The sequence below is a fragment of the Burkholderia sp. lig30 genome, from assembly GCF_000687455.2.
GTDB lineage: Bacteria > Pseudomonadota > Gammaproteobacteria > Burkholderiales > Burkholderiaceae > Burkholderia.
Genome location: NZ_JGVW01000093.1, coordinates 37,982 through 55,372 on the forward strand (window position 1 = coordinate 37,982; position 17,391 = coordinate 55,372).

Consider the following 17,391-nt stretch of genomic DNA (forward strand, 5'->3'; position numbering starts at 1 on the left):
ATGGCAACACCCGCTCCATTCGATTCCCTCCCCGATTCCGCGCGCCGCGTCGCGCTGCTGCTGCGCGAGCGCGGCCATGCGAAAGGCATCGTGATGCTTGCCGAAACGGGCAAGACGTCCGCCGAGGCGGCGGCCGGCCTCGGCTGCTCGGTCGCGCAGATCGCGAAGTCGATCCTGTTCCGGCGCCGCGCCGACGACGCGCCGGTGCTGGTGGTCGCGAGCGGCGCGAACCGTGTCGACGAGAAGAAGGTCGCCGCGCAGGTCGGCGAGATCGGCCGAGCGGACGCGAAATTCGTGCGCGACAACACCGGCTACGCGATCGGCGGCGTGTGCCCGATCGGGCACGCGGTCGAACCGGTCACGCTGATCGATGCCGACCTGCTCGAACTCGACAGCCTGTGGGCCGCCGCCGGCCATCCGCATGCGGTGTTCAACCTGTCGCCGCAGGAGCTCGTCGCGTTGACCGGCGCGCCGGTCGCCGACGTCGCGCTGCGGGAAACCGCATGAGCGACGCGTCGGTCGTCACGGTCGCGTCGCCGTGCACCGGCGTGTGCCGGATCGATCCGGGCACCGGCTGGTGCGCGGGCTGCCTGCGCACGCGCGAGGAAATCAAGGGATGGCGCGCGTCGGACGACGACGCGAAGCGCGCGGTGCTGGCGGTGCTCGCCGGCCGGCGCACAGGCGCGGCCAGCAGCAGCGACGCATAAAAAAATGCCGTTCAGCCTGACGGTCGAACGGCAATCTGGATTTCGGAATCCCGTGAACGTGATCAACGTCACAGGACGAATCATACGGTCGGCGCGTGCGGCATCGCATCAGGTCTTTCCCTACGGATTCCTGCGGCACGCTGACACGCCGCCGCGCGTCAGCGCGACGGGTCGCGCGCCTCGAAGAACGCGAGCACTTCCTCGATCAACGGCACCGGCGCTTCCTCGGGAATGTAGTGCCCGCATTCGATGGCGCGGCCGCTGACGTCGCGGGCGACCTGCCGCCACTCGTCGAGCGGATCGAAACAGCGCGCGACGATGCCGTTCTCGCCCCACAGCACGCGCAGCGGGCACGCAACCTTGTTGCCGCGTTCGAGATCCGCACGGTCGTGCTCGAGGTCGATCGTCGCCGATGCGCGGTAGTCCTCGCACATCGCATGCACCGCCCCCGGCTGCGCGAGCGCATCGCGATACGCGCGCAGCGCCTCGGGCTCGAACGGCGCGAGGCCGGCCGAGCGGTTTCCCATCACGCGCTCGATGTACGCATCGGTGTTGCCGCCGATCAGCGTCTCCGGCAACGGCTCGGGCTGGATCAGGAAAAACCAGTGGAAATACGCGGTCGCGAACGCGCGATCGGTTTTCTCGTACATCGCGAGCGTCGGCGCGATGTCGAGCAGCAGCATGCGCTCGACGGCGTCCGGATGATCGAGCGCCATCCGGTGCGCGACGCGCGCGCCGCGATCGTGCGCGCACACGTAAAAGCGCGTGAAGCCGAAATGCCGCATCACCGCGACCTGATCGGTGGCCATCGCGCGCTTCGAGTAAGGTGTGTGCTGAGGATCGCTCGTCGGCTTGCCCGACGCGCCGTAGCCGCGCAGGTCGGTCGCGATCACCGTGAAGTGGCGCGCGAGGGTCGCCGCAACGCGATGCCAGATCATGTGGGTCTGCGGATGGCCGTGCAGCAGCAGCAGCGGCGGCCCCGCGCCTCCTTTGACGCCGAAGATGTCGGTGTCCTGCACCGCTACGCGAAACGGTGCGAATGCCTCGAACGACATGGTGTGGTTTCTCGTTGGTTTGTCGTGCGGCCATTGTAGGCGCGTGCGCGCCGCCGCACAGCGTGCCCGCGGCCGGAATCAGGGAAACCGAGGACTCGCTCGATTGCCCGCGCGCCACGCGCGCCGCGAAGCTCGCCTATAATCGAACGGTCGTTCGCAACACCATGCTTCACCGGCTGTCCGGCCGCCGCGCATCGGCTGCATTCACGGCGCCGTTCGCGCGGCCGCGGCCGGCACGATCCGCTTTGCATGAGGCCAGTGTGCGAAGCACGGACCCGCGACAAGTGCCGATGCACTTTGGGCCGGGCCGACACAAGCGCCAAAGCGCCAACCCTGGTCGACAATGGAGACACAACATGGCACTGCCCGCCGTCCTGCAGCATCTGACGCTGCCCGTCATCGCGTCGCCGATGTTCATCGTCAGCTATCCGGAACTCGTCCTCGCGCAATGCAAGGCCGGCATCGTCGGCTCGTTTCCGGCGCTCAACGCACGCCCCGCCGAGCTGCTCGACGAGTGGCTCACGCAGATCCAGGCGGAACTCGCCGACCACCGGGCGAAGCATCCGGATGCGGTGATCGGCCCGATCGCGGTCAACCAGATCGTCCACCAGTCGAACGCGCGGCTCGAGCACGACGTCCGCGTGTGCGTCGACCACAAGGTGCCGATCTTCATCACGAGCCTGCGCGCGCCCGCGCGCGAGATCGTCGACGCGGTGCACAGCTACGGCGGCATCGTGCTGCACGACGTGATCAACCTGCGCCACGCGCAAAAGGCGCTCGACGCGGGCGTCGACGGGCTGATCCTCGTCGCGGCCGGCGCGGGCGGCCACGCAGGCACCACGTCGCCGTTCGCGCTGGTCGGTGAAGTGCGCAGGATCTTCGACGGTCCGATCGTGCTGTCCGGCGCGATCGCGAACGGCGGCTCGATCCTCGCCGCGCAGGCGATGGGCGCCGATCTCGCCTACATGGGCACGCGCTTCATCGCGACGCAGGAAGCGCACGCGATCGACGACTACAAGCGCGCGATCCTCGGCGCGACGGCCGCCGACATCGTCTACACGAATCTGTTCACCGGCGTGCACGGCAACTACATCCGCGAGAGCATCGAGAAGGCGGGGCTCGATCCGGACGCGCTGCCGGAATCCGACAAGTCGAAGATGAACTTCGGCAGCGACAAGGCGAAGGCGTGGAAGGATATCTGGGGCGCGGGCCAGGGCGTCGGCCTGATGGACGACCTGCCCAGCGTCGCGACGCTCGTCGCGCGCCTGAAGCGCGAATACGACGAGACGCGCGCGCGGCTCGGGATCGCGCGCTAATACGCGCGCGGTGGTGCGGTGGTGCGGTGGTGCGGTGGTGCGGTGGTGCGGTGGTGCGGTGGTGCGGTGGTGCGGTGCGGTGGGCGACGCGGCGATCAACCGGCGCGCTTGATCCGCGTGATCGGCCGCACGCGCAGCCGCGCCTCGATCGACGGGCACAGCGACTGCCCTTCGAAGCGCGCGACGAGGAAATCGACGAACGAGCGCACCTTCGCCGACACGTGACGGCGGCTCGCATACACCGCGTAGATCGGCAGCTCGCGCGGCGGCACCGCGTCGAGCAGCACCGGCACGAGGCGGCCCGCCTCGATGTCGTCGCCGGCGACTTCGGTGCCGAGCAGCGCGATGCCCGCACCGCCGAGCACGGCCTCGCGCAAGCCTTCGAGGTGGTTGACGATCAGGTTGCCGGCGAGGCTCACGCGCGACGCGGCGGCCGCGTCGAGCACCATCGAATCGAGCGACGACGCGTTCGGCTCGCGGCGCAAATAGTTGTGCCGGGCCAGATCGGCGATCGTCTCCGGCGTGCCGCGCTTCGCGAGGTAGTCGGGCGACGCGACAAGCAGGATGTGCGCGGTGGCGATCTGCCGTGCGACCAGCGACGACGACTTGAGGCCGCCCGGCGCGGCCCGCACCGCGACGTCATAGCCTTCGTCGATCAATTCGACGACACGGTCGGACAGCGTGATCTCGACCGTGACCTCGGGATAGTGCGCGGCGTAGTCGGTCACGGCCTGCATCACGTGCCGCAGCCCGAACGCGGACAGCGACGTCACGCGCAGCCGACCTTGCGGCACGACGCTCGCGGCGCTGACCGCCTGGCCCGCTTCGTCCAGCTCGGACAGCGCCTGCACGAGGCGCTCGTAATATTCGCGCCCCGCCTCGGTCGGCGCGACGCGGCGCGTCGTGCGGTGAAGCAGCCGCGCGCCGAGCTGCTGCTCGAGATGCATCACGTGCTTGCTCGCCATCGCCGCCGACATCTGCATGCGCTCCGCCGCGCCGACGAAGCTGCCCACTTCGACGACGTAGCGAAACACATTCATGCTGACGAGGGTATCCATCGATCCAGGCTCGCAATCCCAACGGATGATTCAATTCCGGACAACTTTAGCAAAAGCTGTGTGATCGAAAGGTCAACAAAAGCAAAACAGCACGGCGCGGACGACGCGCGTTCACCACGAAAATGCGCGGCGCCGCACGTCAGAATTTCGCCCGCAGGCCACCGCCGAAGCTATTGCCGTTCGACAGGCCGCTCAGGTGATCGTTCATGTACGCGGCATAGACGTCGGTGCGTTTCGACAGCGGATAGTCGTAGCCGACGGCCCAGGTCTGGCGGGTCTGGTTCAGGCCGCCCGCATCGCGCGAGTACGCATACGACGCCATCGCGCACCCCGCGCCGAGCGGCACCGTCATGCCGCCTTGCGCGGTGTTGACGTGCCAGCCGCCGCTGGCCTGGTCGTTCTTCGTGTACATGTACTGGCCGAACAGCTTCGCGTATTTCAGATCGTAAGTCATCCCGACTTGTGCGATGCCCTGCCCCTTCATCCCCGCGACCAGCGCGCCGAGATCCTGCGCGTTGTTGTTGAAGTTCACGTACTGGTAGACGGCAGTCGCGGCGAACGGCCCGCTCGCGTAGTTGAACTGTGCGCTCCACTTCTTCGCGCCGTTTCCGCCGGCCTGGTTGCCGAACGCGTACATCGCGCCCGCGGTGAAGCCCGCGAGGTTCGGCGACGTGTACGACACCGCGTTGTTCCAGCCCGAGTCGCCGACCGCGCCCTGATCGCTCGGATAGGCCGGATACGTGCCGAGCCCGAGGAACGCGTGATAGACCATCGGCGAGAATTCGTACGAGTCGAAGAACGGATTGAACAGGATCGTCGACAGGAACAGGTGCGTCGTCAGGCGGCCGGCGGTCACGGTGCCGTATGGCGAATTGATGCCGACGTACGCGTTGCGCGCGAAATACGTGTCGCCGTCGAAGCGGCCGTAATGGCCGTTCTCCGCGCGAAAGAAGCTCTCGATCGTGAAGATCGCCTGATAGCCGCCGCCGAGATCCTCGGAGCCGTGTACGCCCCAGTAGGACGTCGACATGCCGCCGCCCTGGATGCCCCATGCGCGCTCGCTGCCCGGAAACTTCTGCGCGCCGATCCATTCGTCCACCTGACCATAGAGCGACACGCTCGATTGCGCGCGGGCGGGAACGGCGACGGCGCACGCGGCGGCCGCGATCAGCATGACGGCCGCGCCCTGCGCACGGCCAGCGAATGAATGCATGGGATCTCCAGGTATTGTCGAAATCGAAGCGAGCGGCGCACGCGTCGTTGTTATGAGGTCAGTGCGTGCGTCGGGCCGGGGCGCGGCCATCTTTTCGGATCACGAAGCCAGTCGGAAACGACGGCTTTTATTGCGGGTAGAGCGGCGGCATCGACTTCGCGGTGGTGATACGGGGACAGGCAGGCGCGCAGGCGGCGGCCGCGCACGGCGCGTCATGCGCGGCGGCGGCGCGCCGGCATCGACGGCACTTCGGCTCGCACGACGCAAGCCGCGCGAGCCGGGCGCGAAAGATAGCGCAATGTGACGGGGAAACGGCGAAAATCTGCGCGCGACTGTGGCGAAATCGCATCAACCGGCGGGCACGGGGCCCGCGTCGCGCTCAGTTTCGGTAGAACGGCGAAAAGAATGGCGAGCGCGCGGGCTCTTCCTGCGAGCGGGGCGGCGGCATCGGTCGGCCGCCGCGCTCCTCGTTGTAGCGCGCGACGTCCGCGCGGATCGAACCGTTGCGTACCGGTACGTTCGCGCTGCCCGGCGGATGCGGCATCTGGCGCGCATCGGCGCTGATCGGACGGTACGGGCTCCGCGTGGCGTAATGGCCGTACGATGGCGTCGGCCGCAGCCCCCAGCGCGAGCCGTAGCCGTTCATGCCGAGCCGCGCGCCGCCGCGCTCGCGGCCGCCGCCCGCGAAAGGATCGCGGCGCCAGCCCGCATGGCCGCCGGGCTCGGAACCGTACGCATGCGCGCCACCGCCGCCGTGCCCGCCGTGCGGGGGCTGCGCGAGCGCGAGCGGCATCAGCAGCACGCCCAGCGCGCCCGCCACCCATCGTCCGATCTTCCGCTTCACCCGTTCCGTCATCGTTCCATGCCTGATTGCACGCCTCGGCGCGCGCCCCCCGAGAGGGGCGCAAGCCGTCCAGCAGTAATGTATGAGCGGGGCGAAAGTGTGTCGAGCCGAAAAGTGTTAGGCCGCGGGCACCGGTGTAACACCGTGTTACCGCTGACTTTTTCCATGACGGAGACCGATCGCGGACGTCCGTTCCGGGGCCTTTTTTCGCCGCCGCGCAGCCGGGAATTCCGGGCCGGAACATGCAACAAACTCATCAATCGATTCATACAATGAATTTGCCTATTGAATGAGCAACCGGGACAATACGCCCATTCGTCGCGTGCCCGGCACGCGTTCCCTGTCGTATCGAACGAGATTCCGATGGCCCGTCCCCGTTTCCTCCCCGACAACTTCACGCTCGCCCTCGTCGGCACCGTCGTGCTCGCGAGCCTGCTGCCGTGCCACGGCGCCGCCGCGCACGCGTTCAACTGGGCGACCAACATCGCGGTCGGCCTGCTGTTCTTCCTGCACGGCGCGAAGCTGTCGCGCGAAGCGGTCGTCGCCGGCGCGACGCACTGGCGCCTGCACGCGGTCGTGCTGGCGAGCACCTTTGCGCTGTTCCCGCTGCTCGGCCTCGCGCTGAAGCCGGTGCTGCAGCCGCTCGTCACGCCGGCGCTGTACGCGGGCGTGCTGTTCCTCTGCACGCTGCCGTCCACCGTGCAGTCGTCGATCGCGTTCACGTCGATCGCGAAGGGCAACGTGCCCGCCGCCGTCTGCTCGGCATCGGCGTCGAGCCTGCTCGGGATCTTCATCACGCCGGCGCTGGTCGGGCTGATGATCACGTCGCAATCCGCCGCGTCCGCGTCGCCGTGGAGCACGGTCGGCAGCATCGTGATGCAGCTGCTCGTGCCGTTCATCGCCGGGCAGCTGCTGCGGCCCGTGATCGGCGCGTGGATCGACCGCAATCGAGGCGTGCTGCGCTTCGTCGACCAGGGATCGATCCTGCTCGTCGTCTACGTCGCGTTCAGCGAGGCGGTCAACCAGGGGCTCTGGCACCAGATTCCGCCGCGCGCGCTCGGCGGGCTGCTGGTCGTCAACGTGACGCTGCTGGCGATCGCGCTCGTGCTCACCGCGTTCGTCAGCAAGCGGCTCGGCTTCAGTCGCGCCGACCAGATCACGATCGTCTTCTGCGGCTCGAAGAAGAGCCTGGCCTCCGGCGTGCCGATGGCGAAGGTGATTTTCTCCGCACATGCGGTCGGCGCGATCGTGCTGCCGCTGATGCTGTTCCACCAGATCCAGCTGATGACCTGCGCGGCGCTCGCGCAGCGCTGGGGCTCGCGCGCCCCGGGCCGCGAGCGCGACGCGAACGGCGCCACCGCCGGCCCGCGCGCGGCGCTCAACGCAGGCAAGCACTGACCCGCCTGCAGCGCTCGGCACAGGCCAAGCGCTGCCCCCATGCGGCGCCGCCGCGCGACGCATCGCGGCGGTGCATCGCGGCGGTGCATCGCGGCGGTGCATCGCTTCACGAAAAGTTCATTCAAGTCCCGCTCGGCGCGGCCGTTAAGCTAGACGATTCGTCGTTTCAGCCGCTCCGCCCATGTCCTCGACCGCCGCCCCCGAACCCGCGACCATCGCCCGATTGATCGCGGATCGCGCGCTCGCCGCCGTCTTTCAGCCGATCGTCGATCTTGGCGCGGGCGCCATCTTCGGCTACGAAGGGCTGATCCGCGGCCCGCGCGGCAGCACGCTCGAGACGCCCGCCGCGCTGTTCGCGCAGGCCGCGCGCGAAGGCGCAACTGTCGCGCTCGAACATGCGGCCGCCGCGACCTGCATCGACGCGTTCGCGGCGCTCGGCTGCGACGGCAAGCTGTTCCTGAACTTCAGCGCGGCCGCAATCCTCGCGCTCACGCGCGAACGCGGGCGCGCCCGCGCGCTGCTCGCTCGCGCGCAGTTCGCCGTCGAGCGCATCGTGATCGAGCTGACCGAACAGAACGCGATTCACGACATCGAGGATTTCGTGCCGGCGATCGCGTCGGTGCGCGAAGCGGGCGTCCAGTTCGCGCTCGACGACTACGGCACCGCGAACGCCAGCATGAACCTGTGGCTGCGACTGCATCCCGACGTCGTGAAGATCGACCGCTTCTTCATCCACGACATCGCGCGCGATCCGCTGAAATTCGAGGCGGTCAAGGCGATGCAGCACTTCGCACACGCGAGCGGCGCGCGGCTGATCGCCGAGGGCATCGAGAACGAGGCCGACCTGATCGTCGTGCGCGACATGGGCATCAGCTGCGTGCAGGGATTCCTGATCGGGCGCCCGGCCGCGCAGCCGGCGCGCGACGTCGAGCACGCGGCGCGCGACGCGCTCCGCACGCCGCACATCGCGGTGTTTCCGGGCACGCCGCGCGCGGCCCGCACATCGCACTCGAGCGGCACGGTCGCCGCGCGGATGCTGGTCGCGGCGCCCGCGCTGCCGCGCGACGCGACCAATAACGACGTTCTCGACCTGTTCAACCGGATGCCGGAGCTGCACGCGGTCGCGCTCGTCGACGACGACGCGCGGCCGATCGCGCTCGTCAACCGGCGCCACTTCATGGATCGCCACGCGCTGCCGTACCACAGCGAAGTGTTCGGCAGGAAGCCGTGCCTGCAGTTCGCGAACGACGCGCCGCTGCTGATCGAGAACGCGACGCCGGTCGAGCAGCTCGTGCGGCTGCTCGCGAACCACGATCAGCGCTATCTCGCCGACGGCTTCGTGATCACCGAGCATGGCCGCTATCTCGGGCTCGGCACCGGCGAGAACCTGGTGCGCGCGGTCACGGAAGCGCGCATCGAGGCGGCGCGCTACGCGAATCCGCTGACGTCGCTGCCCGGCAACATCCCGATCAGCGCGCACATCGACCGGCTGCTCGAACGCGACGCGGGGTTCCACGCGTGCTATGTCGATCTCAACCAGTTCAAGCCGTTCAACGACCAGTACGGCTACTGGCAGGGCGACGAGGTGCTGAAGTTCGCGGCGAGCGTGCTCGCCGACGCCTGCGACCCGAAGCGGGATTTCCTCGGGCACGTCGGCGGCGACGATTTCCTGGTGCTGTTCCAGAGCGACGACTGGGAAACCCGCGCCGCCACCGCGATCCGCCGCTTCAACCAGGGCGCGCTGCGCTTCTACACGCAGGCGGACCAGGACGCGGGCGGCCTGCACGGCGAGGACCGCCACGGCAACCCGGCGTTCTTCGGCTTCGTCACGATGGCGATCGGCGCGGTCGGCGTGCCGCCCGGCCTGCGCGACACGATCCGCTACGGCAGCGACGAGATCGCATCGGTCGCGGCGCTCGCGAAACGACGCGCGAAGCGGCAGCCGGGCGGGCTCGCGGTCGTCGATCTCGACGCCGGCGGCGCGTCGCTGCGCGCACGCGGCGTGCCGTCACCGTCCACGGGACGCTGATGCTATACAATTGACCGAGCCGGAAACGGTCGACGCGCGCGCCGCCACACCGGCGCCCGACACCACTGCCGTCACCGAATCATGAACACTCCGGTTCCCCCCGCCTCCGCGACGCCGGCCACGGCCGCCCATCCGGCGCCGGCCGTCGAGAACTTCCGCGATCCGTCGTTCCTGCTGTCGCACGTCGAGGCCACGCTGCGCTTCTACGCGCCGAACGCGCTCGATCCGACGGGCGGCTTCTACCATTACTTCCGCGACGACGGCACGGTGTACAACCGCACGACGCGGCATCTGGTGAGCAGCTGCCGGTTCGTCTTCAACCATGCGATGGCGTACCGGCATTTCGGCGATCCGCGCCACCAGGACTACACGCGCCACGGGCTGCGCTTCCTGCGCGACGCGCACTGGGACGACGCGCTGCACGGCTACGACTGGGAAATCGACTGGCGCGACGGCGCGAAGCACGCGACGCTCGACGGCACGCGGCACTGCTACGGCCTCGCGTTCGTGCTGCTCGCGGCCGCGCACGCGACGATGGCGGGCGTCGACGAGGCCAGGCCGCTCGTCGCCGCGACCTTCGAGCTGGCCGAGCACCGCTTCTGGGACCCTGCCGCCGGCCTCTACGCGGACGACGCGACGCCGAACTGGATCGTGTCGAGCTACCGCGGCCAGAACGCGAACATGCACATGACCGAGGCGCTCCTCGCCGCGTACGAGGCGACGGGCCACCTCACCTATCTCGACCGCGCCGAGAAGATCGCGACCCACATCGCGCAGCGGCAGGCGGCGCTGACGAACGGGCTCGTGTGGGAGCACTATCACGCGGACTGGTCGGTCGACTGGGCATACAACCGCGACGACAGCACGAACATGTTCCGGCCGTGGGGCTTCCAGCCGGGCCATCAGGCCGAATGGGCGAAGCTGCTGCTGCTGCTCGAGCGGCACCGGCCGCTCGGCTGGCTGGCGCCGCGCGCGGCCGAGCTGTTCGACGCGGCGCTCGCGCACGCGTGGGACGCCGACCACGGCGGCCTCTGCTACGGTTTCGGCCCCGACTACACGGTCTGCGATCACGACAAGCATTTCTGGGTACAGGCGGAAACCTTCGCGGCCGCCGCGATGCTCGGCGCGCGCACCGGCAGCGAGCGCTTCTGGGACTGGTACGACGAAATCTGGCGCTACAGCTGGAAGCATTTCGTCGATCACCGTTACGGCGCGTGGTACCGGATCCTCACCTGCGACAACCGCAAGTACAGCAACGAGAAAAGCCCCGCCGGCAAGACCGACTATCACACGATGGGCGCGTGCTACGACGTGCTCGCGACGCTGGCGCGCGCGGCCGCGGACGGAGGCGCGCAATGAACGCCGCGTTCCCGTGGTTCGTGTCCGCCGGCGACATCCTGACCGACATGGTCCGCACCGCCGGCACGCAGTGGACCTCGGTGCCGGGCGGCGCGGGCTGGAACGTCGCGCGCGCGGTCGCGAGGCTCGGCGTCGCGAGCGCGCACGCGGGCGCGATCGGCGAGGACTGCTTCTCGGACGCGCTGTGGCAGGCGAGCGACGCGGCGGGGCTCGACCTGCGGTTCCTGCAGCGCGTCGCGCGGCCGCCGCTGCTCGCGATCGTCCACGAAACCCACCCGCCCGCATATTTCTTCATCGGCGAGCACAGCGCCGATCTCGCGTTCGATCCGGCCCGGCTGCCGGCCGACTGGATCGGGCACGTGCGCTGGGCGCACTTCGGCTGCATCAGCCTCGTGCGCGAGCCGCTCGCCGGCACGCTGGTCGGCCTCGCCGCCGCGCTGCGCGCGCACGGCGTGAAGATCAGCTTCGACCCGAACTGCCGCAACCTGATGACGGCCGCGTACCGGCCGACGCTGGAGAAGATGGCGGGCCTCGCCGATCTCGTCAAGGTATCCGACGAGGACCTGCGGCACCTGTTCGACGGCAGCGAGGCGGACGCGATCGCGACGCTGCGCGGCTTCAATCCGCGCGCGGCGCTGCTCGTCACGCGCGGCGCGCAGGCGGCGACGCTGTACGCCGACGGCGAGATCCACGACGCGCTTCCGCCGCGCGTGGACGTCGCCGATACGGTCGGCGCGGGCGACGCATCGATCGGCGGGCTGCTGTTCAGCCTGATGTCGTCGCCGCAGCGCGGCTGGCGCGTGCATCTGGCGTTCGCGCTCGCGGCGGGCGCCGCCGCGTGCCGCCGCACCGGCGCGCACGCGCCGGCGCTCGACGAGGTGCTCGCGCTGCTGCCGGCCGACGCACGAACCGCTGTACATGCTGCGGCGCAGTGATACGATGGGGTGTCCTATTGCGGGAGAAGCATCGTGGACACGAACATCTTCACCAAAGGCATCTACACGGCCAAGGCGCACACCCGTCAAACCGCGAACGGGCAGTTCGAGGGCTACGTGATCCTGACGCGCGACGAAGGGGAAGCCCCCGACAACACCGTGTACGACGTCGGCTCGACCAGCCCGAACGAAGAGGAAGCGTTCAACGAGGCGAAAGCGCTCGCGCACCGCATCCTCGGCGAAATCGAGCTGTAACCGCGCGCCGCCGCGCTTTTCCCCGCTTTCCCCGCCCCGCTGCCCCACGGCTTCGTTCCGCGCGCTTCGCGCGCGCGGTGCGCCGTGGCGCGGCGCCGCGTCAGGCGAGCCGCGCGAGCATCGACACCAGCAGCGTGATCACGAGCGTCGACATGAACGGAAACGGGTAGCGCCGCGCGCCGAGCCTGAGCGTCACGTCGCCCGGCAGCCGGCCAACGCCGAGCTTGCCGAGCCACGGCCAGCAGCGCGTCAGGATCATCGCCGCGACGAACGACGCCATCAGCCAGCGCAGCATCGGCGGCGCGCCCGTCAGAGGGTATGCGAGCGGTCGCCGCGCGCGAACGCGTCGAGCGTGCCGTCGATGCCCCGCGAGAACGCGATCACCTTGAACAGCTCGCCCATCTCCGCCTCCGAGATCAGCTTCTGCACCGCGTTCGCGGCGGGCAGGAACTGCGTGACGTCGGACGGATCGATCGCGGCGAGCGCGTCGGTGATGCCCGCGTTCAGCAGGAAGCGCGCCTGCGACGTGTAGCCGAGCAGGTCCGCGCCGGTCTCGACGCCCGCCTCGTAGATGCCGGTGAACTCGACGTGCGCGGTGATGTCCTGCAGGCCCGGATAAAGGAACGGATCGTCATGCGCGCGATGGCGGTAGTGGCACATCAGCGTGCCGCGCTCGCGCTGCGGGTGGTAATACTCGTGCTCGGGGAACCCGTAGTCGATCAGGAATACCGCGCCGCGCGCGAGCATCGCGCAGACGGTGCGGGTGAAGGCGAGCGCCGCCTCGTGCGTCTCGGTCACGTAGCCGTCGCCGGCGTCGATCTCCGTCAGCAGGGCCGGCGTATCGCCCGGCGCGGCCGGCCGGTCGGCGAACACGAACGCCTGCTGCGCGTCGAGCGCGACGCCGCGCTCGCGCCACGCGCCGTCCGCCTTCGCGAACAGCCGCACCGGCATCGCGTCGAGCACCTCGTTGCCGACCACCACGCCCTCGAACCGCTCGGGCAGCGCGTCGAGCCAGCGCACGCGGGCCGCGAGGCCGGGCGCTGCCGCCTCGATCGTCGCGCGCTGCCGCTCGCGCAATTCGCCGGACAGGTCGACGATCGCATACTCGTCGAGCTCGACCTGCAGCGCGTCGAGCGCCTCGAGCAGCCCCGCCGCGAGCTTGCCCGTGCCCGCGCCGAACTCCATCACGCGGCGCGTGCCGCTCGCCGCGAGCGCCTCGGCCACCGGCCGCGCGAGCGTGTGCGCGAACAGCGGCGACAGCTCGGGCGCGGTGACGAAATCGCTGCCGTCCTCGGCGCGGCGGCCGAACTTGCGCGCGCCGCCGCTGTAATAGCCGAGGCCCGGCGCGTACAGCGACTGTTCCATGAAACGGGAAAACGGCAGCCAGCCGCCAGCCGCCGCGATCTCGTCACGCAGGCGCGCCGCGAGGGTTTCGGACTGCGCGAGCGCGTCGGGGCCGGGAGCAGGTAAACTAGCGGGTTCGTGAGATTTCGGGTTCATCCCGGCATTGTAAATGACCGCATCCGCCGATACGTCGAGCAGCCGCGCCGCACGCGTGGTGCTGATCGCGGGCGCACTGGGCTGCGCCGGCGACGCCGCGTCCCTCGGGCGCGCGCTCGCCACCGGCTTCGCCCGGCGCGGCTGGGACGTCGCGCTGCAGTGCGGCCCCGGCGCGCCGCGCGAGGCCGCCGACGCGCTCGTGGCCGAGGTCGACGCGCACGGGCGCCGCGCGGTCCTGCTCGATGCCGATCTGACCCTCGAAGTACAGGCGGCCGGGCTCGTCGCCGCATGCGGCGCGGCGCTCGGCCGCCCGGCGTGCGTCGTGTTCCAGAGCGCGCCGGCAGGCAGCGACGACGCGCGCACCGTGTGCCACGCGACGCTCGCCGGCGCGCTCGCGCGCAACGTCGCCGCGCCGCTCGCGATCGCGCGCGCGCTCGCCGATGCGACGCCCGACGCCGCATGCGCGGACGAGACGCTGCGCGCGTGCCTGATTCACATGCTGGACCAGGCGCTGTTTCATCCGGCGCCCGAGCAGCTGTCGCATGCGCTGATGCAGGCGGCGCTGAACCGCGCGACCTCGGCGCTCGCGCTCGCGCTCGCACCGAAGGTGCGCGTCGCGGGCCTGGTGCGCGGACGCGCGCCGCACGCCGACGATCTCGCGGCGGCGGCCTGTTACCTGGCGGATGCGCCCGGCATCACCGGCGCGACGCTGACCGTCGACGGCGGCGAGCATCTGGCGCGGCCGTCCGCCGGCCCGAATTAACCGCGCGGGCGCGCGCGTTTACCGCCGCCGCCCGCGCCGCTTTGCGTGCGAGCACGCCAATTTGACTGGAACGACCATGTTTTCCGCCCTCCTGCACCCCCGCCTCGCGGACTGCCGCAGGCTCTACCTGCGCGACTACGAGGTGCACATCAACATCGGGGCCTTCGAACACGAGAAGCGTGGCGAGCAGCGCGTCGTCATCAACGTCGACCTGTTCGTGCCGCTCGCGCAAAGCACCCCCGTCGACGACCGGCTGCACGAGGTCGTCGACTACGATCTGATGAAGCAGAGCGTCGCGCTATGCGTGGCGCGCGGCCACATCCACCTGCAGGAAACGCTGTGCGACGCGATCGCCGCGCACCTGCTGGCGCACGACAGCGTGCGCGCGGTGCGCGTTTCCACCGAAAAACCGGACGCCTATCCGGACTGCGACGCCGTCGGCGTCGAGGTCTTTCGCATCAAGGACGAGGAGCGAGCATGAATGCGCCCCATACCCCCAATCTCAATGACGCCGCGGCCGATGCCGCCGCGCCCGGCGCAGGCGAAGCCGACACCGGCCGCCCCGCGCTGACGCGCCGCGAGCAGAAGGAAGCCTACGAGAACAACAAGCTGTACAAGCGCATCGTGCGCCAGGTCGGCCAGGCGATCGGCGACTACAACATGATCGAGCACGGCGACAAGGTGATGGTCTGCCTGTCCGGCGGCAAGGACAGCTATGCGCTGCTCGAGATCCTGATGCGGCTGCGCGAGCGCGCGCCGATCGACTTCGACATCGTCGCCGTGAACCTCGACCAGAAGCAGCCGGGCTTCCCCGAGCACGTGCTGCCCGAGTACCTGACGAAAATCGGCGTGCCGTTCCACATCGAGAACCAGGACACCTACAGCATCGTCAAGCGCCTCGTGCCCGAGGGCAAGACCACCTGCTCGCTGTGCTCGCGGCTGCGCCGCGGCATCCTGTACCGCGTCGCGGGCGAGCTGGGCGCGACCAAGATCGCGCTCGGCCACCATCGCGACGACATCGTGCAGACGCTGCTGCTGAACATGTTCTACGGCGGCAAGCTGAAGGGCATGCCGCCGAAGCTGCAGTCGGACGACGGCAGGAACGTCGTGATCCGCCCGCTCGCGTACGTGAAGGAAACCGATCTGGAGAAGTACGCGGAGCTGCGCGAATTCCCGATCATCCCGTGCAACCTGTGCGGCAGCCAGCCGAACCTGAAGCGCGCGGAGATGAAGGCGCTGATCCGCGACTGGGACAAGCGCTTCCCGGGCCGCGTCGACAACATGTTCAACGCGCTCGCGAAGGTCGTGCCGTCGCACCTGATGGACACGACCCTGTTCCCGTTCGCCGGGCTGCGCGCGACCGGCCAGGCCGATCCAAACGGCGACATCGCGTTCGACGAGGAGCCGTGCGCGACGGGCGACGGCGATGCCGGCGCCAAGCCCATCTCGATCGTCCAGTTCGACGATCTGTGACCCGCGCCGTGGGGCCGGCGCAACGCCGGCCCCACGGTTCCTCCGACCTCTCGGGCCGGCCTCCGGGGCGCAACAAGCGCGTGCTAGAATGGCCAGCTTCGAACTCTTCTGACACGCTGGCGCCATGAATATCGTGATTTTGGCGGCAGGCACCGGCAAGCGCATGCGTTCCGCGCTGCCCAAGGTGCTTCATCCTCTGGCCGGCAGGCCGCTTCTCTCCCACGTCATCGCCACCGCACGCGCGCTGCAGCCGTCGCGGCTCGTGGTCGTCGTCGGCCACGGGGCCGAACGGGTCCAGGCGGACGTGGCCGCGCCCGACGTACAGTTCGCGGTGCAGGCCGAGCAGCTCGGCACCGGCCATGCCGTGCGCCAGGCGCTGCCGCTCCTCGATCCCGCGCAGCCGACGCTCGTGCTGTACGGCGACGTGCCGCTCACCCGCGTGAGCACGCTCGAGCGCCTCGCCGACGCCGCGCGCGAAGGCCGCTACGGCATCCTGACCGTGACACTCGACGATCCGACCGGCTACGGGCGCATCGTGCGCGACCCGGCCGGCTTCGTCACGCGCATCGTCGAGCAGAAGGACGCGACGCCCGACGAGCTGAAGATCGCCGAGGTCAACACCGGCATCGTCGTCGCCCCCACCGCGCAGCTCGCGATGTGGCTCGGCGCGCTGACCAACGACAACGCGCAGGGCGAGTACTACCTGACCGACGTCGTCGAGCTCGCGATCGAGGCTGGCTTCGAGGTCGTCACCGCGCAGCCCGACGCCGACTGGGAAACCCTCGGCGTCAACAGCAAGGCGCAGCTCGCCGAGCTGGAGCGCATCCACCAGCGCAACGTCGCCGACGCACTGCTCGCCGACGGCGTGACGCTCGCCGATCCGGCCCGGCTCGACGTGCGCGGCACGCTCGCGTGCGGCCGCGACGTGACGATCGACGTCAATTGCGTGTTCGAGGGCAACGTGATGCTCGCCGACAACGTGTCGATCGGCCCGAACTGCGTGATCCGCAACGCGTCGATCGGCGCAGGCACGCGCATCGACGCGTTCACCCACATCGACGGCGCCGAGCTCGGCGCGCAGACGGTGATCGGCCCGTACGCGCGGCTGCGCCCCGGCGCGCAGCTCGCCGACGAGGCGCACGTCGGCAACTTCGTCGAAGTGAAGAACGCGGTGATCGGCCACGGCTCGAAGGCGAACCACCTCAGCTATATCGGCGACGCCGACATCGGCGCGCGCGTCAACATCGGCGCCGGCACGATCACCTGCAACTACGACGGCGCGAACAAGTTCCGCACCGTGATCGAGGACGACGTGTTCGTCGGCTCCGACACGCAGCTCGTCGCGCCGGTGCGCATCGGCCGCGGCGTGACGATCGCGGCGGGCACGACGATCTGGAAGGACGTGCCCGACGGTCTCCTCGCGCTGAACGAGAAGACCCAGACCGCGAAGAGCGGCTACGTGCGGCCGGTCAAGAAGAAAAGCTGA

18 protein-coding genes are annotated in these 17,391 nt (G+C 69.6%); 12 read left to right on the top strand and 6 right to left on the bottom strand.

All coding sequences use genetic code 11. The features are described from left to right. Together LIG30_RS18605 and LIG30_RS18610 are read left to right on the top strand one after the other, a co-directional pair. A complete protein-coding gene (locus tag LIG30_RS18605; protein WP_038714372.1) occupies positions 1-507 on the top strand; it encodes a YbaK/EbsC family protein in 507 nt (168 codons plus the stop codon). After that, the gene (locus tag LIG30_RS18610; protein WP_038714317.1) at positions 504-707 is read left to right on the top strand and encodes a DUF1289 domain-containing protein; all 204 of its coding nucleotides are present in this window, start codon (positions 504-506) and stop codon (positions 705-707) included. Before LIG30_RS18605 ends, LIG30_RS18610 begins: the two co-directional genes overlap by 4 nt. Before the next feature lie 158 nt (positions 708-865). Here LIG30_RS18610 and LIG30_RS18615 read toward each other — a convergent pair whose 3' ends face one another. Next, complete coding sequence (locus LIG30_RS18615; protein WP_038714318.1) at positions 866-1,762, bottom strand: alpha/beta fold hydrolase; 897 nt, start codon at positions 1,760-1,762, stop codon at positions 866-868. 356 nt (positions 1,763-2,118) lie between these two features. Between LIG30_RS18615 and LIG30_RS18620 the strand changes: the two genes are divergently transcribed. After that, positions 2,119-3,078, top strand: coding sequence for an NAD(P)H-dependent flavin oxidoreductase (locus LIG30_RS18620; RefSeq protein WP_038714320.1), 960 nt, complete (start codon positions 2,119-2,121; stop codon positions 3,076-3,078). A 95-nt stretch (positions 3,079-3,173) separates the two neighbouring features. Here the strand turns inward: LIG30_RS18620 and LIG30_RS18625 are convergent, their stop codons facing one another. The 3 genes from LIG30_RS18625 to LIG30_RS18635 form a co-directional block, all read right to left on the bottom strand. Further along, a complete protein-coding gene (locus LIG30_RS18625; RefSeq protein ID WP_038714322.1) occupies positions 3,174-4,136 on the bottom strand; it encodes a LysR family transcriptional regulator in 963 nt (320 codons plus the stop codon). Between the two features lie 139 nt (positions 4,137-4,275). After that, the gene (locus LIG30_RS18630) at positions 4,276-5,349 is read right to left on the bottom strand and encodes a porin (protein ID WP_038714324.1); all 1,074 of its coding nucleotides are present in this window, start codon (positions 5,347-5,349) and stop codon (positions 4,276-4,278) included. Between the two features lie 379 nt (positions 5,350-5,728). After that, complete coding sequence (locus tag LIG30_RS18635) at positions 5,729-6,205, bottom strand: hypothetical protein (protein WP_038714325.1); 477 nt, start codon at positions 6,203-6,205, stop codon at positions 5,729-5,731. A gap of 351 nt (positions 6,206-6,556) precedes the next feature. On the opposite strand from LIG30_RS18635, the gene LIG30_RS18640 reads away from it, so the two are divergent. From LIG30_RS18640 to LIG30_RS18660, 5 genes are all read left to right on the top strand, one after another. Next, on the top strand, positions 6,557-7,591 hold the full coding sequence (locus tag LIG30_RS18640) for a bile acid:sodium symporter family protein (protein WP_038714328.1): 1,035 nt from the start codon (positions 6,557-6,559) through the stop codon (positions 7,589-7,591). 181 nt (positions 7,592-7,772) lie between these two features. Continuing rightward, a complete protein-coding gene (locus LIG30_RS18645) occupies positions 7,773-9,620 on the top strand; it encodes an EAL domain-containing protein (RefSeq protein ID WP_038714330.1) in 1,848 nt (615 codons plus the stop codon). 81 nt (positions 9,621-9,701) lie between these two features. Beyond that, on the top strand, positions 9,702-10,979 hold the full coding sequence (locus LIG30_RS18650; protein ID WP_038714332.1) for an AGE family epimerase/isomerase: 1,278 nt from the start codon (positions 9,702-9,704) through the stop codon (positions 10,977-10,979). Next, on the top strand, positions 10,976-11,914 hold the full coding sequence (locus tag LIG30_RS18655) for a carbohydrate kinase family protein (RefSeq protein WP_051995092.1): 939 nt from the start codon (positions 10,976-10,978) through the stop codon (positions 11,912-11,914). Before LIG30_RS18650 ends, LIG30_RS18655 begins: the two co-directional genes overlap by 4 nt. Before the next feature lie 33 nt (positions 11,915-11,947). Further along, positions 11,948-12,169, top strand: coding sequence for a hypothetical protein (locus LIG30_RS18660; RefSeq protein WP_038714335.1), 222 nt, complete (start codon positions 11,948-11,950; stop codon positions 12,167-12,169). A gap of 100 nt (positions 12,170-12,269) precedes the next feature. On the opposite strand, the gene LIG30_RS18665 is transcribed toward LIG30_RS18660, so the two are convergent. Both LIG30_RS18665 and LIG30_RS18670 read right to left on the bottom strand, forming a co-directional pair. Beyond that, a complete protein-coding gene (locus LIG30_RS18665) occupies positions 12,270-12,464 on the bottom strand; it encodes a DUF2905 domain-containing protein (RefSeq protein WP_038714336.1) in 195 nt (64 codons plus the stop codon). Positions 12,465-12,478: 14 nt separating this feature from the next. Then, a complete protein-coding gene (locus LIG30_RS18670) occupies positions 12,479-13,669 on the bottom strand; it encodes a class I SAM-dependent methyltransferase (RefSeq protein ID WP_038714337.1) in 1,191 nt (396 codons plus the stop codon). Positions 13,670-13,682: 13 nt separating this feature from the next. Between LIG30_RS18670 and LIG30_RS18675 the strand changes: the two genes are divergently transcribed. The 4 genes from LIG30_RS18675 (at position 13,683) to glmU (ending at position 17,391) form a co-directional block, all read left to right on the top strand. Beyond that, positions 13,683-14,432, top strand: coding sequence for an SDR family oxidoreductase (locus LIG30_RS18675; RefSeq protein ID WP_038714338.1), 750 nt, complete (start codon positions 13,683-13,685; stop codon positions 14,430-14,432). Positions 14,433-14,508: 76 nt separating this feature from the next. Further along, positions 14,509-14,913: a dihydroneopterin aldolase gene (locus LIG30_RS18680; RefSeq protein ID WP_038714339.1), complete on the top strand. Its 405-nt coding sequence runs from the start codon at positions 14,509-14,511 to the stop codon at positions 14,911-14,913. Beyond that, positions 14,910-15,905 (top strand): tRNA 2-thiocytidine(32) synthetase TtcA, encoded by a 996-nt coding sequence (gene ttcA / locus LIG30_RS18685; RefSeq protein ID WP_038714340.1) that lies wholly within the window; start codon positions 14,910-14,912, stop codon positions 15,903-15,905. Before LIG30_RS18680 ends, ttcA begins: the two co-directional genes overlap by 4 nt. 124 nt (positions 15,906-16,029) lie before the next feature. Next, complete coding sequence (gene glmU / locus LIG30_RS18690; protein WP_038714342.1) at positions 16,030-17,391, top strand: bifunctional UDP-N-acetylglucosamine diphosphorylase/glucosamine-1-phosphate N-acetyltransferase GlmU; 1,362 nt, start codon at positions 16,030-16,032, stop codon at positions 17,389-17,391.